Below are 15,645 nucleotides of genomic sequence, written 5' to 3' on the forward strand. Positions count from 1 at the left end.
CATGATCTATTTGCAGTTATTTTGGGAATATTTTAAAAACTACGCCAAGACCCGTCTGACCTACCGTGCCGATTTCTGGATCGAAGTGTTGTCAGACTTGCTGTTCCAGGGTATGAATCTGATCTTTATTCTCGTTGTCTTCCAGCATACACAATCGCTTGGGGGCTGGTCACAGGCCGAAGTCGTATTCGTATACGGTTATTTTATGATCCCTTACGGCATTTTCACCACCTTCTTCAATCTGTGGAATTTCAGTGAGCGGTATATTGTCAAAGGGGAAATGGACCGGGTGCTCACCCGTCCGGCACATAATCTGGCTCAAATCGTGCTGGAGAATATGGACCCGCCGTCTTTGATCGGATCGCTGGTCGGTGCAGTCATTATGGCTATTTCCGGGGCACAGCTCGGGCTGTCCTTTGACTTTACTGATTTTCTGATGATGATTTTGCTGGTTCTCGGTTCAGTACTCGTCTATGCGGGTATTTATATTGCGATAACGGCGATCGGATTTTATTCCGATTCCCCGACAGGAATTGCGCCGCTGATGTATAATATTCAGAATTATGGCCGCTATCCGGTCGGTATTTATAACAAGGTTATCCGTTTTGTGCTGACGTGGATTATTCCATTTGCTTTTGTGGGCGTATACCCGGCCTCGTTTTTCCTGAACATGGACAGCGGGCATAATAGCCCGCTTGCGCTGCTGACGCCTGTTGTCGGGCTGGTGTTTGTTACCGCAGCGCTGCTGTTCTGGAATCATGGCGTCAAACGGTACAGAGGCGCAGGCTCCTAGAATGGAGTTGTAGCAGGGGACAAGGCGGGCATGTGATTTGAGCAATAGCAGCAGTTTCGTTCATGCGGAACCCAAGTGTGATGTCTTGGACAGCAAGGTGCAGGACTTGGCACATGTGTCACTAGCGGTCTGTAATGCCTTGGACGGAACTGCTGTTGTTCTTAGTAAGCAAGAAAGGAGAAACAAAATATGGAGCACGTATTGAAAATTGGTGAGCCTGTACCGGAGATTACGCTGCCGGCTGCGAATGGGGAGCAGGTGTCGCTGAGCAATTTTCGCGGCAAAAAAGTAATCCTGTACTTTTATCCGAAGGACAACACGCCAACCTGTACCCAGCAGTCTTGCGGTTTTCGTGATGCATATGGGGATATTGAGGACAGCGGTGCCGTCGTGGTCGGGATCAGTACAGATGATGTCAAATCCCATAAGAAATTTATTGAGAAGTATGAGCTGCCGTTCGTGCTGCTGGCGGATACAGAGCATGAGGCATGTGATGCCTATGGAGTGTGGCAATTGAAGAAGATGTACGGCAAGGAGTACATGGGAATTGTACGATCAACGTTCCTGATCGATGAGGAAGGACGGCTGCTGCGTGAATGGCGCAAGGTGAAGCTGAAAGGTCATATTGAGCAGGTGCTGGAGTCTTTGAAAAGCTAGAATAGCATACATAGTAAAAAGCAGCCGCGGGGCTGCTTTTTTGTATGATCAGGTTAGCCGGAATGTTCTGGCTGGCTTTTGAGTCTGTTTTTCCTTGTGCAATTCATTAAGACTTTATAGGTTCAAAAATGGCAAACTGCCGTTTTCCTGCTTTGGAGAGATCGATTCTTTTGAACTTCTCGTGCTGCAGCTTTTGCTTTTTATCAGCGATGACGGCAAGGACGGATTGTGCAGCAGCCAGATGCTCATATACATGCTCGAAAAATTCTGTTAACGGGTTTTCGCTTTCACTTTTCCAGGTGACAATGTCCCCGTAAGGCAGGTCGGTGATTACGATATTGACCGCGTGCGGAAGTTCGCTGCCGGGGCTTGCGTTTGTAATATCATGAGGGAATACCGAGACTTTTCCTATGGAGGTAAGGCTCAGATTGCCGCTTAGTTTATCTGCACTTATTAATGCTTCCTTATGGGAGGCTTTGTCATAAAGCCGGATATATTCTTTAATTTGTTCCTTGCGTTGATGAAGTCCTCCGGCAGACAGCAGGGACAGGTTTTGCTCCGCTATCTGGAGCACATCGGAATTAATGTCGGATGCATAGACAGATGAGAGTTTATCACCGTGAAGCAACCCGGCTGTTGTCAGCAAATATGCGCCTCCGCAGCATGGATCATAGATGGAGTAAGGGGCTTTCACGCCTTTACTTTCAAGGATGCCAAAGCACCGTTGCAAGATTTCACTTGCAAGCCTGACGGGAAAGGATGTTGTACCGTGTGCATTGTACAGCACTCTTCCGCTTGCCAGATCCTCATAGTTTTTTTGAACCGTTTCATAACGATAGATCATACAGGTTACCTTCCGTTTGCTCTCAATTTGTATGACTCTATCCTATCCCATGTGCCGGGTGAAATAAAGGGCATGATTTATGTACTTCGGTTTTCAGCCTTCAACCATCCCCAAATAACGCTTTTCCACGCCATTCAGTTCAACAATCAACACGAGTCCGGACTTTGGGGCCGGCTGGTAAATCGTTGTTCCTTCCGGCAGGCGGGAGGACATGCCGTTCACCCATGTGGATGACGGATCGCCCGTGGCGGTAATCTCCCCGACTTTTTCTTTGCCGGCAAACTTCAGCTGTTGTACCCATTCCAGAGTATCCGCAGGTACATAGACGATATCTCCCCACATGAACAAATCTGCCTGCTCATTCTCCTTGAAGAAATCTGCAGGGACAGGATTGACGGTTGTACTTTGCATGATGCCGCCAGAGCTGCTCCATCCTGAATCCGAGCAGCCGCCTATCAAAAGGGCTGCGATTATCATTCCGCTCCATAACAGTCTCATGTACTCATCCCCCTTGTTTTCCAAACGTAAATTTCTGGAAGAATGTTGCGGTGGGAGGGAGTTTTATCAGGGCAGCAGTCCTTAATGTTTCCCTATCATTGGATTAAAAGAAGAGTGAAATGGAGAGAATGGTTGCTAGAGGTAGAGTGCAGGGAGGGAATGTCACATGAATGTGCGCAGTTGGAGCAGCCTGTTTCAATCAGGGGCGGGAAGTATGGCAGCAAATGAGGATGAACAAGCCGTGCAGGATCAAGAGGGGTATCAATTGCTGTGGCGTATGCGAGGCGGTCTGGAGGACGTGCTGCTTGGAAAGCCGGATACGGTCCGTCTGGCGATGACAGCACTGCTGGCAGGCGGACACCTGCTGCTGGAGGATGTGCCGGGAGTGGGGAAAACCGTATTGGCGCGTGCTTTCGCCAAGGCGGTAGGGGGGCAGTTCGGACGAATCCAGTTCACCTCGGATTTACAGCCCGCCGACGTGACCGGCGGCTCTGTATGGGACGGCATGCAGCGGGATTTTGTATACCGTCCGGGGCCGGTGATGAATCATGTTGTGCTCGCAGACGAGCTGAACCGGACCACACCCCGCACACAGTCGGCACTGCTGGAGGCAATGGAGGAGCGAAGCGTCACTGTAGACGGCACGACAAGACTGCTGCCGGAGCCGTTCATGCTGATTGCGACCCAAAATCCGCTGCGTGATGAAGGAACCTTCCCGCTCCCGGAGGCACAGCTTGACCGCTTTATGATGCGTCTGTCTATCGGCTATCCCGCGCCAGCGGATGAGATCCGGATGCTGGAGCATAACGGAAGCACAGGAGCGCTGGGGAAAATGAAAGGCTTGATGAGCCCGGAGCAATGGCTGCTGCTGCAGCGCCAGACTCAGCTGGTTCATGTGCATCATGCATTGCTGGCCTATGTGGTGGACATTGCAGCAGCAACGCGAATTGCGCCGCAGCTTGCTCTTGGAGCAAGTCCCCGGGCTTCACGCGACTGGGTAAGGGCGGCGCAGGCATCGGCCTGTATGGATGGCCGCGGGTATGCCATACCGGATGATTTTAAGGGGACGGCTGTTCCGGTGTTGGCGCACAGGCTTGTTCTGAATCCGCAGCATGAAGCGGACGGCTGGAAGCAAGCGTCGATCCTGGAACGGATTATTCAGGAGCGTCCGCTTCCCAAGCAGCCTGCAGCCGGCAGCCGGAGGGTGCAATGAGAGTCCGGAAATGGGTGAGCTGGCCTGTCCTGCTGGGCTTGTGGGCTTTTCTGATAGCAGGCATTCGAATGCGGGGCGGCTGGTCTGAATGGTTCGTGCTGACGGTGTTGACAGGTGTCATGCTGTTTGCCGTGCTGGCGCCGCAGCTGTCGCTGCGCAGGGTGGAGGCCAGCCGCAGGCTGTCGGATGAGGTATTGCAGACAGGAGAGACATTGAGGATAGAGCTCAACTTGCGCATGGACGGCATTTTGCCCGTTGTCTGGGTTGCAGTCAGGGAAGAGATGGCCAGTCTGACGGACAGTGCCGCAGAGCCTGTCATCTACCGTAGAGTGCTGCTTCCATGGATGAAGCGGGAATTTGCTGTGCATTACCAGATTTCGCCTGTCCGCAGAGGGGAATGGGTTTTCCGTCATGTGGTACTGGAAGCTGGAGATTTGTTCGGTCTTGTAACAAAGAAGATAAAGGTATCCTGTGAGGCCAAGGTGCTGGTGCTTCCGCGCCCGTCTGCAGACAACAGCGGCATACGGCTGTGGAACTGGGGGAGCGGCGGAGCGCCGGGAAGTTTCCGCAGCGCGCAGGGCATTGCCCGGGCCGGGATATCGCCGCGCACTGGAATACAGTCGGGGACAGGTGAAGAGCGCAGGCCCTATGTCTATGGAGATTCATTGCGCCATCTGGACTGGCGCTCAGTCGCCAAGGGACGCAGCTGGCAGGTGCGCAGGCAGGAGCGGGAGGCAGCAAGCCACTGTCAGATCGTCCTGGACGGTTCAACGGAAGCTTATGGCGGTAATGGCGTGCTGTTTGATGCTTGCATCATCAGAGCGTTGCAAGTTTATGAGGAGCTGCTGCGTCACGGCGCCGACACAAGGCTGTATTGCAGCAGTACGAACCCTGTAGAGCTTAATGGGCGGGGTGGCAAGCGCAATCTGGCCGCAGCGGCAGTGAAACTGGCCCGGGCCCGTTCAGATGGCGGTCAAAGTGTGGCAGCGCTTATTGCAGGCTCGGTACTCAAGCTCCCGCGGGGTGGCTCGTTGATTTGGATCACCGGCGGGCTGGATCATTGGGAGGATGTACAGCAGCTTGCGGCAGTCCGGCAATGCAGGGCAGAGGTATGGCTGGTGACCGATCGCAAAGCACCGTCCCATGCTCTGCGGGAACGAATCAGATCCTATGAGCAGCATGGCGGTGTTCTCCGGCTATGGACGCTGGATATGCTGACAGAACAGCGAATGCTGGCTTGGGATGAGGAGGAGCGGCATGAGGACGGAAATGTTTCCTGATCCGGGGAAAGGCGTACCGGGGAATAGCGGGCAGCAGCAGGGACAGCCAAGGCAAAGCAGATCGGGAAAGCCGGGAAGGGCTTCGGAAAAAAAAGGCCAGGCAAGCAGAATTGCAAGTTCTGCTGATCCGGCAAGCTCCGCAAATCCCGGTGTACAAGGCATTCCGAAAAAGGAGCCTGCACTGCCTGCTGCGTTTTATAGACCGGACGGCATACCGTTATATTGGTCGTTCAGGCTGCGTCTGATTACGTCAGTGCTGCTGCTGGTCCTGCTGTTCCAGTGGCTGCTGCCGCTGGAGAGCCTAAAGCATATCATTGGCTTGTATCATATTAAGCCGCTTTTCCCGCTAATCGGGATTGCGCTTGCAACCGGCGCTGTACTGCTGCCCATGTGGGCGGTACTGGTCATAAATGGTGTCAGCTGCCTGTACGCCGTGATGAATTTATATTACGGCCTGTACGACAAAAGTGAATGGCTGCCGCGGCTGTTTCAAAGCTTAATGTCGGATGGCAATCATCTGATGAGCGGGAGGCTTGATCTGTCAGGGGAACTGCGGACGCTGCTGCTGTACAGCGGGGTAGTGCTGCTTGCCTGCACGATCCAGACTTTGGTATGGGCCAGGCTGTGGGGACCCGGTCTTGCTCTGGGAACGGGTGTGTACTTGCTTCATATGCATTGGGTAGGCGGTGTGGCGGTTGAAGCATCACTGTTATGCACCGCGGGGGCAGGCTTGCTCATGGCGAGCCTGATGACATATATCCGGGCAGTGCGGTATAGCGGAAGCGGCATGAGACGGCCGGTCCCGCTGGAGTTGAGGCGTTCATGGCCGGTACGCTGGTGGGCATCGGGAATGATCAGCGTGCTTGTACTGATTGCCATCGGATGGGGAGCTGCCGTGGATAAGCCAAGACTCATGAACCCGGTCAGTTGGCCGTCTGACTGGTCATTGAACCGGCTGCTGAAGTGGCATGGTGAGCCAGATTCATCTGCACTGGGGATGCAGGAGGCAAGGCTGCAAGGGATGGCACAGGACCATTTGGCCGGGCAGGCGGGAATGACGGGCTACAGTGCGTATAACGGGAGGATGGGATCCCCGCTTGTGGCAAATGACCGTCCGGTATTTATCGGGATTTCTCCGCTTCCGCTCTATTGGCGGGGGGACAGCCTGGATTATTACGACGGCGGCAAGTGGTCGCAAAGCCTGAAAAGTGAAAAATTGACTGCTGTTGGCGCGGCAAATAGCTTGGACCAGGAGTGGGAAGCGTCAGGCAGCGGCAATGCCATTGTCCAGACGGTTGTATTGGAGAAGCCGGACAGAGAATGGCCGCTTTTTCATTCCGGAAGCCGCGGGATGGTTCTGGAGATGAAAGCAGGAGAAACACCTGCTTCGGCATATCTGTCGGACGTGCAGGCGGATACGCTTCGTCCCTATACACCGCAGCCGATTGGAGTATATACCGTGCGCTCCGTACTGCCTGATTCTGCTCTCTTATCCGAGACAGATCCGGGAGCTTCAGATTCAGTGATTCCATCTGATATCGCCGAGAGATACTTGCAGCTGCCGGATGCTCTCCCGCAGCGGATCACGGGGCTTGCTGCTGAGATCACAGAAGGTGTGCAGGGGCGTTATGCGAAGGCAAAGGCGCTGGAGAGCTATCTCAAAACGGCTTACAGCTACACGCTGTCCGACACGGAAATGCCTAAGCATGACCAGGATTTCGTTGACCATTTTTTGTTTGAGCAAAAGCAGGGCTATTGTGTCCATTTTTCTACAGCAATGGTGGTCATGCTTCGGACTCAAGGGATTCCTGCCCGATGGGTGAAGGGATTCGCAACCGGGGAACCGATAGGTGAACAGGCTGTAGAGTCCGGGATGAGACCGATGGAATATCAGGTTAGAAGCAGTGACGCCCATGCCTGGGTGGAAGTATATTTTCCTGAAGCGGGCTGGGTCTCTTTCGACCCGACCCCGGGCTATGACGGGCCGCTTGCCGGGCTTGCAGCAGTAGGCGGGCAGAGTGATTCCGGCAGCTTGCCTGCAGATGGCAGCAGCAATGTATGGAATGTGCTGCAACTCGCAAGTGCAGCGCAGTTTGCAAAGGCCCTGTTTGCCAATTGGGTGGCTATCACAGCGCTGTTCCTGATCGTGTGTGCAATAACTGTCTGGCTGTGGAGCAGGCGGCATAGGACAGCACTGAACGCTGCGCTGCGCCTATATAACCGTGCATACGTCAGCAGACGCGGGGAACGACGATATTTTCTGCTGTTAACCGAAGTGTATTGGAATCTGCTGTATGGACGGTTCAAAAGGAATCCGTTACCTGCCATGACAGCGCGCGAGTATGCTGCCAGCTTGCAGCTGCCAGTGCCGGAAATGGAGCGTCTAGAGCAATTTATCCGCTGGGAGGAGCAGGCGCGCTATGGCGGAACGCAATTTACTGCACCAGCTCCGGACAGATTATTTTCTGTTCTGTTTCCTTTGCCCGAAACATGGAGAGGGAACCGTTATGATTACCTGCCCGGCAAGGACACATATATAATGGAAAAAAATCCGTCCGCGATTAAAAAATAGGAGAAGTGCGGCGAATTACGAAGATCGCCATAAATGTGCTGCCGGTGCGAACAGAGCCGTCCGTGCATGCTTGCACAGTCCAATAAGGGCAAGCTGCCCCAATAGCCTGTCTGATTGTACTTGACTCGTGCAAATCCCGTTATATATAATATTTTCTATGAATTGAGGGAGGCACGGAAATGACTACTGCTAATGAAATCATCGTTGTCCTTGACTTTGGAGGACAATATAACCAACTTATCGCCAGACGGATTCGGGATTTGGGCGTGTACAGCGAGCTGTTGCCTTTTAACACTCCTGTAGAGAAAATTCGTGAGCTGAACCCTAAGGGAATCGTATTCTCCGGCGGTCCGGCAAGCGTGTATGAAGAAAAATCGCCACTCGTTGATCCGGCGATCTATGACCTGGGTATTCCAATTTTCGGTATTTGCTACGGAATGCAACTGATCGCGCATCAATTGCAGGGCAAAGTGGAACGGGCAGGCAAACGGGAATATGGTAAGGCAGAGGTTGATTTCCTTGAAGGAAGCCACCTGATTACAGGACTCGACAAAACGCAAACGGTATGGATGAGCCACGGCGACCACGTTGTTGAGTTGCCACACGGTTTTAAGGTGGATGCTGGAACTGAGCATGCTCCGATTGCGGCAATGAGTCATGCGGACAAAAAGATTTTTGCGGTACAATTCCATCCGGAGGTTCGCCACTCTGTATACGGAAATGAAATGATCCGCAACTTCCTGTACGAAATTTGCGGCTGCGAAGGCAGCTGGAGCATGGAGACCTTCATCGAGGATACCATTCGTGAAATTCGCGAGCAGGTAGGCAACAGCAAAGTACTATGCGCTCTGTCCGGCGGTGTGGATTCCTCCGTTGTAGCGATTTTGCTGCACAAGGCAATCGGCAGCCAGCTGACTTGCATGTTCATCGACCACGGCTTGCTCCGCAAAGGTGAAGCTGAGGGCGTAATGGAGACCTTTGTCGGCAGGTTCGACATGAAGGTTGTGAAGATCGATGCCCGTGACCGTTTTATGGGCAAGCTCGAAGGCATTTCCGATCCGGAAATCAAACGTAAAAACATCGGTAACGAGTTCATCCGCGTATTCGAGGAAGAATCGGCCAAACTGGGTGATTTCGAATTCCTTGCACAAGGAACACTGTATACAGATATCGTCGAGAGCGGTACAGCGACTGCACAGACGATTAAATCCCACCACAACGTGGGCGGATTGCCTGAGGACATGAAGTTTAAGCTGGTTGAGCCGCTTAAAGCATTGTTCAAGGACGAAGTGCGCAAAGTGGGCGAGGAGTGCGGCCTGCCAAGCGAAATCGTTATGCGTCAGCCTTTCCCTGGCCCGGGTCTTGCGATCCGTGTACTGGGCGAAGTAACGGAAGATAAGCTGGAGATTGTACGTGAATCCGATGCAATCCTGCGTGACGAGATTGCGAAGGCCGGACTTGACCGTGAAATCTGGCAGTACTTCACTGCGCTTCCGAACATGAAGAGCGTAGGCGTTATGGGTGATGCCCGCACGTACTCCTACACCGTAGGTATCCGCGCAGTTACGTCCATCGACGGCATGACCGCCGACTGGGCGCGTATTCCGTGGGACGTACTGGAGAAAATCTCCGTTCGTATCGTTAACGAGGTGGACAACGTCAACCGTATCGTTTACGATATTACGTCGAAGCCGCCGGCTACGATTGAGTGGGAATAGGCTTGATTGGAATAATACGGTCTGATTCCGGGAAGCCTTGATAAATAAGGGTTTTCGGCATCGACCGTATGATGATTTCCAATTAACCTGCAACAATAGAGTGTTAAAAATTACTCTCTTTTATCTGCGTTGTTTAGCAAATAGAAGGGAGTATTTTTTATGACCAAAATCAACGAACTTATTCTGGATTTCAAACTAAATCAAGAAATCTTGGGAAGGGTAAAAAAGTATGTAGATCTATGCATGTATCGTCTACACCGTTGGGAACACTTTACAGATAAAGTGTTGAACATCACTGATGTTGAGGAACTAACATCGCTTCACATCAAAAAATATATACAGGAACGACAACGAATAGGCAAAGAGATCAACAGGACGATAAAAATAACATTGCGACCTTGAAGGTGTTTTTTCAATATCTTGTTGATGAAGAGTTCATTGATGAGTAAAATAATCCTTTACGCCGATTAAAAATCTCAAGGAAGCCAAGACAGTAATTGTCACATTTAATGATGATGAAGTATCGCGGATTATCAATGACCTGAAAGAAGAAACTTATTCAAACGTAAGGGACAAATTAATACTTATCATGCTGTTTGATACAGGGGTACGTGTTTCTGAGCTTTACAATATCAAGAACGACGATGTGGCGCGGAGACACATTCTTATTCATGGCAAGGGTTCAAAGCAACGTCTTGTTTAAATTAGCAATATTATGAGAAAGTACATGCGTAAATATGAGGAGTTGAGGAAGGAGTGTTTTAAGAGAAGATCGCAGGATGAAATTGAAAACTATTACTTCCTTGACCAATCTGCTGTTAAACTGTCTCGCTCATGTATTAATAAAATTCTGAAAGAACATTGCAGGAATGCGGGAGTCAGGAAAGAGGTTAGATGCTCGCCGCACGATTGCCGTCATTACTTTGCTCAAAAACAATTAAGAAATGGCATTGATGTATATAGTTTGAGCAGATTAATGGGGCATCTGATACTCAAATAACCAGTAAGTATTTGAGAGGGCTGGAGCAAGAAGACATTTTGCAAATTGAGCGTTTGCACAGTCCTCTTAATACAATAAAAATTAATCGTGACTTACAGGAGGAGCGATAATGAGCCACCTTTACCTTAACTTAGACGAGGATACTAACTTATGACTTCTCCAGATCGTTCAGCCTCACTGTAAGCTGGCTCTAGTAGAATATTCCAAGGGAAACTACACTGCCAGCCGCCGCGAAGCTATACGAAGCGAAATAGCGCGGCTAAGAGTAGAGCGAGATGTCACACTTAGCTTCTTTAAGCTAAATGTTTGATCATTCGATTTTAGTTCCGTTGTGTGATCGCCTTATTCAGCGATTGAGTCAACTCTATTGATGTTGCTCAGAAGCGTTTGCGCAAGGTTGTAAGCCACTTAAAAATCAGATTGGGAGTCAAGGTTCAAGTACCCCAATCAGTCGCTTAAAACTATGCTGGAGCTCTTCGCGTCTATCGCTCTGACCAACTAACCATTTGCTGATTAATGAAATAAACCTTACTCGATTGTTTGAGTAAGGTTTATTTCATTTCAGCAAAAACCACACACTCCATATTTATGTTTTATATTCATACTTTATATTCATGTTTTATATTCAAAGAACCTACTCCTATTTTATAATCCGACGGTATATTCATGAATCCTGCTCAAACTTCATATTTAAATCCTTGAGCTTACTAAATCCCTCTACTCCATCCGTATAATCCAATCCAATAAGTTTATTTCTGCGTCAATCTTGTCGATGTCCTTACTGTAGACTGTTACTGAAAAATGTTTACGTAGTATAGCAAGCTCTCAACTGACTATCTAGTCTTTTATGGCACTAATATAAAAATAGTTGCACCGAGACTTACTATTGCATCTCCAGCTTCTAAGAACAAAATGCTTGGTTTTTTCTAACATAAACTAGGGAAAGCAATATTAATTACTGTTTATGTTTATGAAGGTTATGATACAAAGAACCTCAAATTACTTTCGCTCCCGACAGGGAGCAGGGGCAGCAGGGGCGAAGCCCCAATCAGCGAAGCGTTCCCAAGGCGTTAGCCGCCGTATTTGTCGGACTTCGTTCGACAAGAGATATTAAAAGAATATTGTATCCTAATTTTACCCCAAAATATCACGCCGAAATTGCCGTGCCAGAGGGTATCAGACCCAAAATATCACGCCAATCAATTTTCGATTTTGACCACTATCCCTTGCGGTATAGGGCTTAAACCCTAACTTGCTGGTGTATCCTCTTTTCGAGGGGAAATATCACGCGCTGACCGACCCACAGGGGCGGCTTTAGGGAAAAATATCAAGGCAGGTATAATACTATTAAATCATCATAAATCCCTTGATGTTCCATCAATTTATGTCGGTTCGCCATCCTAGAAAAAAGGATTTTCCACATCGTAATGCCTTAGATCATCTGTTATGATGAGCTACCAAGTTAGCGGTGTCATACATCTCATACTAGCGCTCAGAAGTCGTCCAGTATAGTAGCACGCTCGTTGGAAGGCTCAAACAAAGGGAATGTTGGTTATGGGAAACGGGGGCGTACGACTATGATGGAAGGGCTAAGGAAGCGGGGCGATATAAATCTTGCAAAACAGCACCTAAGTTTCAATCTTGATCTACAATCCGTTGTTTCAGATATTCCTCTTTATTGCCATCACAAACGCCTAAATCAAGCTCCAAATGAAATAGAAAATCTGTAATAGCTTCATGCTGTGCGTTTGTCAGTTTTATTTCTTTGCTCTGATACCAATTAAGCAACGTGATTAAACAAAAATCTTTCGGTATGAATACTCCCGCTTCGCTTTTGATAACTCCAAGCTCGGCAAGTGATTTATCGGAAATCATGCTTCGCCCTCCTTTACTTCCACAAGTTCCATTAATCGAGATATGTCTTTAATGGAAAAGTGATTAGCAATTTTTTCAATTATAGGAATGTTGATTTCTGAACGGGCATTTCGACTCATATCAGACAAAGTGGCTTGTCTCACTTCGATTAATTGCGATAGTTTACTTTGACTTATGTTGTGTTCTTTTAGTAATTCGTCAAGTTTGAGGCGTAATTTTATCATAAGTTCATCGCTCCAATATTTTTAATGTTGACATTATACGATCTAGCGTATAATATAAAACTATACGATTCAGCGTATAGAAAGCATATCACCAACCAGTATAAAAATCCATACTGTTTTATAGCTTGTTGCTAAGAACATCAAGGCGGGTAAACGAAATTGATAATCATATAATGGTATTGGAATATAACTAAAAGCGGTAAAGAACGGAATTGAGGAGGAGTAATGTGGAAGATTGGGAAAGAAAAAAAGAACAGAACAGGGTCTTGAGTCGAGATAGTATAGTAAATATGAATGACGTAATGAAACCAATAATAGAAGCAGTTGCTAACCTTCAGTTGACGATAAAAAAGTCTTTAGAGAATATTGATTTTTCTAAACTGCAAGAGTTTGGGAGAGCGTTTGAGGGTTTTAGAGAAACAATCATTAAATACGGGGACAGTTCACAACGTTTTAAGACTTACTTCACTGAAATGGGTTACCCACCTACTTACGAATTACTTCCATATGAAGTAATTGAAATTGTTGAATTATATGAAACTGATAAAGAAAAAGCTATTCCCTATGTAAATAAATTAATGTTGGAAAAATTCAATTCAGAAGCCTTGAATCGTATGTTAGAACTTTGGAGTCAATCGAATTGGACACAAAACAGAGCAGGAATATTTAAAGACATAGTTCGCGCTCATGAGTTGGGGCTATATAATGTTTCTGTACCAGCTGCAATCGCACAGATTGAGGGGATAATAGCACAAGGATTTAGTCACGATGGCAAGATGGATGGCTCAAAAATGAAGGAATATTTAGTAAGGTTATTGTCGGAAGATAGTCAATATTCATTCGATGATGCAATTAAAACATTTTATTTTGAAAAAGTGTTGGTATCATTTGAGCATGGGAAGCCTTTAAGGTCGTTTTTAAGTAGAAATGCTATTTTACATGGTGCTGATGTGAATTATGGCACGGCTGAGAATTCACTGAAAAGTATTTTGTTACTCGATTACATGCATTTGAAGTTAACAGAATATTTTGGAGAATCACATTAATAACTCAAAAGCCTTCGCAGTAAAGACTACTTCAATAACTCAAAAAATTTTCCGATACGCCACATGACAAAAGAACCACCACCAGTACATAATAAATTACTTAGCGGCTAAAAAAAGTCGGCAGCTACTATCAATAAGTTATGGAACGCCATTAAATCGTTCTCGAAATGGGCAAAGAAGAAACGATGCAATTGAAGACACTTCAATAGTGAAAATGATGGATATTAAAAAACATTTGCTGAATACTGGAGTTAGAGTGCAGAGTTGTTTTCACTTGATCGTGCAGACGTTGAGATAAGTGAGCGTAAAGATGAGTTACATGTACTTGGCAAAGGAAACAAGGAACGTAAGCTACAGTTAAATGCAGAGGTAAGGAGAGCAATTCCAAAATATCTTGAAGAGCGAGCTGATAGCCATTCAGCTTTTATTTTTAAGTAATAGGCAAGAGCGAATTAGTGTTAGAAGCGTTAAATATTTAATGGAGAAACATGGTCATAACGTGCATCAAACTCGACATAGTTTCATCACTGATCTTGTACGATCTGGAGAAGACCTCAGCACAATACAGAGCTTGAGTGGGCATGCAAGTGCAGATATGGTTCTAAGGTATTCTATGCCAAGCGAGGAAGATAGACAAAGGGCGGTAGACAAATTATATAAGAATTCACCAACTGAAAGACAGTTGATAAATAGAAGGATGAAGTAGACGAGAGGAAGAAAATGAATGAAATATTTTAAAATAGGTACTGAAATTGATTGGTTTGAAATAATGGAGTTGAGTTATCTTGAGGACTTAAGAGTATTATTTAATGAAACACAGAACACTTGGCGAAGCAAGATGGATTCATTTCAAGAAGAAATAGATCAAATTGATGAAAAAGACAGAGAAGAATACATTGATTTTCATTATGATAATTTAGTTCAGATTAGAGATAACTTACCTAGAATAACCAATAACTCTATGCTAACGAATTTGTATTCTTTTTTTGAAGTAAGTTTAAATGATTTTTATGATAAGGTAAGAACTGAATCCGCCAGTGATGTTCAGACAAAGCATTTAACGAACAAGCTTATTTTTTTGAATGAGAACTTTGCCGTTGAAGCTGTTAAAATAGAAGAACTTATTCAACTTGATTTTGTAAGGGAACTTCGTAATCGGATAATGCATAGTAATGGGAAGGTAGAAAAAAAACAATTCGCAGAACTAGTGATTAAAATAGAGCAGTGTCCGCATACTAAATTATCTAGTTTGAATGAATTAATATTGAGTAATGATTTTATTGAAGAAACATTTGCATTGGTTGAAGATGTACTGAGGAATATTAATTCCAGTTATAGGGATAAGCAGCAACAAGATTAACTATGGGAAGTAAAAAGCTAGTAGTGAAAGTATGCAGTGAAATAGATCAAGTTTATGGCGGAGTTACTGTTTATCTAATCCGTATTAGGTAACAGTAGAGGGCATAGATTTAAATCAAAATGGTGAAATGAATGTTGAAAATCGCCGCGCACTGGTCTACCTCGACAGGCTTGGTATTTTGAATAATATTCAAGTAGCCCATTTCTTGAAAAGTAATGAGCCATTTGCTATAATTTTAGTGCTAGGGTGGGCGAACCTCTGCATTCTTAGGGGGAATCTAGTAAGCATGACTGAAATTTTGAAGTTTTTATCAAATATAGTTACTGTTATATTTGGAGGTTATATTGTTTTGATTATTTTGAATCGTATTAGCTTCACGTTTGCGATTCAATACAATCGTAGTAATTTTGAGCAAGTTAAGGATATGCCAAATGAGATAGTGAAAGATAAGGAATTGTATTTGAAACGAAATAAGTTATAACACAATAAAGAGGTAGCCCACCTGCTTAATGGGAGTTTTAAGCAGGTGGGATAAAGAATAAAAATATTAGAAATGCTAAAGAAA

14 protein-coding genes and 1 pseudogene are annotated in these 15,645 nt (G+C 46.7%); 11 read left to right on the forward strand and 4 right to left on the reverse strand.

The window, feature by feature from the left end; genetic code table 11:
* Position 1: 1 nt before the first annotated feature.
* Positions 2-793, forward strand: a complete 792-nt coding sequence (locus tag H583_RS0109935; protein ID WP_028560333.1) for an ABC transporter permease — start codon at positions 2-4, stop codon at positions 791-793.
* A gap of 189 nt (positions 794-982) precedes the next feature.
* Positions 983-1,450, forward strand: a complete 468-nt coding sequence (gene bcp, locus H583_RS0109940) for a thioredoxin-dependent thiol peroxidase (protein WP_028560334.1) — start codon at positions 983-985, stop codon at positions 1,448-1,450.
* A gap of 106 nt (positions 1,451-1,556) precedes the next feature.
* Here bcp and H583_RS0109945 read toward each other — a convergent pair whose 3' ends face one another.
* Positions 1,557-2,294 (reverse strand): hypothetical protein, encoded by a 738-nt coding sequence (locus H583_RS0109945; protein WP_028560335.1) that lies wholly within the window; start codon positions 2,292-2,294, stop codon positions 1,557-1,559.
* Positions 2,295-2,387: 93 nt separating this feature from the next.
* Positions 2,388-2,792, reverse strand: a complete 405-nt coding sequence (locus H583_RS0109950; protein WP_028560336.1) for a hypothetical protein — start codon at positions 2,790-2,792, stop codon at positions 2,388-2,390.
* A gap of 166 nt (positions 2,793-2,958) precedes the next feature.
* Between H583_RS0109950 and H583_RS32450 the strand changes: the two genes are divergently transcribed.
* From H583_RS32450 to H583_RS37545, 5 genes and pseudogenes are all read left to right on the forward strand, one after another.
* Positions 2,959-4,005, forward strand: coding sequence for an AAA family ATPase (locus H583_RS32450; protein WP_245585888.1), 1,047 nt, complete (start codon positions 2,959-2,961; stop codon positions 4,003-4,005).
* On the forward strand, positions 4,002-5,285 hold the full coding sequence (locus tag H583_RS0109960) for a DUF58 domain-containing protein (RefSeq protein WP_028560337.1): 1,284 nt from the start codon (positions 4,002-4,004) through the stop codon (positions 5,283-5,285). Before H583_RS32450 ends, H583_RS0109960 begins: the two co-directional genes overlap by 4 nt.
* Positions 5,263-7,857: a transglutaminase TgpA family protein gene (locus H583_RS0109965; RefSeq protein ID WP_028560338.1), complete on the forward strand. Its 2,595-nt coding sequence runs from the start codon at positions 5,263-5,265 to the stop codon at positions 7,855-7,857. Before H583_RS0109960 ends, H583_RS0109965 begins: the two co-directional genes overlap by 23 nt.
* Positions 7,858-8,036: 179 nt before the next feature.
* Positions 8,037-9,575: a glutamine-hydrolyzing GMP synthase gene (gene guaA / locus H583_RS0109970; RefSeq protein ID WP_028560339.1), complete on the forward strand. Its 1,539-nt coding sequence runs from the start codon at positions 8,037-8,039 to the stop codon at positions 9,573-9,575.
* A 541-nt stretch (positions 9,576-10,116) separates the two neighbouring features.
* Positions 10,117-10,575 (forward strand): annotated as a pseudogene (locus H583_RS37545) (tyrosine-type recombinase/integrase).
* A gap of 1,635 nt (positions 10,576-12,210) precedes the next feature.
* On the opposite strand, the gene H583_RS0109980 reads toward H583_RS37545, so the two are convergent.
* Together H583_RS0109980 and H583_RS0109985 are read right to left on the reverse strand one after the other, a co-directional pair.
* A complete protein-coding gene (locus H583_RS0109980; protein ID WP_028560341.1) occupies positions 12,211-12,450 on the reverse strand; it encodes a hypothetical protein in 240 nt (79 codons plus the stop codon).
* Positions 12,447-12,674: a helix-turn-helix domain-containing protein gene (locus tag H583_RS0109985; RefSeq protein ID WP_028560342.1), complete on the reverse strand. Its 228-nt coding sequence runs from the start codon at positions 12,672-12,674 to the stop codon at positions 12,447-12,449. The genes H583_RS0109980 and H583_RS0109985 overlap by 4 nt, the downstream gene beginning before the upstream one ends.
* A 227-nt stretch (positions 12,675-12,901) precedes the next feature.
* Here H583_RS0109985 and H583_RS0109990 point away from each other — a divergent pair, with 227 nt between their 5' ends.
* From H583_RS0109990 to H583_RS36580, 4 genes are all read left to right on the forward strand, one after another.
* Complete coding sequence (locus H583_RS0109990) at positions 12,902-13,720, forward strand: hypothetical protein (protein ID WP_028560343.1); 819 nt, start codon at positions 12,902-12,904, stop codon at positions 13,718-13,720.
* 478 nt (positions 13,721-14,198) lie between these two features.
* Positions 14,199-14,426 carry a tyrosine-type recombinase/integrase gene (locus H583_RS37550; protein ID WP_245585890.1) on the forward strand — a complete coding sequence of 76 codons (228 nt, stop codon included), beginning with the start codon at positions 14,199-14,201 and terminating at the stop codon, positions 14,424-14,426.
* An 18-nt stretch (positions 14,427-14,444) separates the two neighbouring features.
* Positions 14,445-15,080, forward strand: a complete 636-nt coding sequence (locus H583_RS0110000; protein ID WP_028560345.1) for a hypothetical protein — start codon at positions 14,445-14,447, stop codon at positions 15,078-15,080.
* Positions 15,081-15,366: 286 nt separating this feature from the next.
* Complete coding sequence (locus H583_RS36580) at positions 15,367-15,561, forward strand: hypothetical protein (RefSeq protein ID WP_154665851.1); 195 nt, start codon at positions 15,367-15,369, stop codon at positions 15,559-15,561.
* The last annotated feature ends 84 nt before the right edge of the window (positions 15,562-15,645 follow it).

It is taken from the genome of Paenibacillus pinihumi DSM 23905 = JCM 16419, assembly GCF_000422505.1.
Taxonomy (GTDB): domain Bacteria; phylum Bacillota; class Bacilli; order Paenibacillales; family Paenibacillaceae; genus Paenibacillus_D; species Paenibacillus_D pinihumi.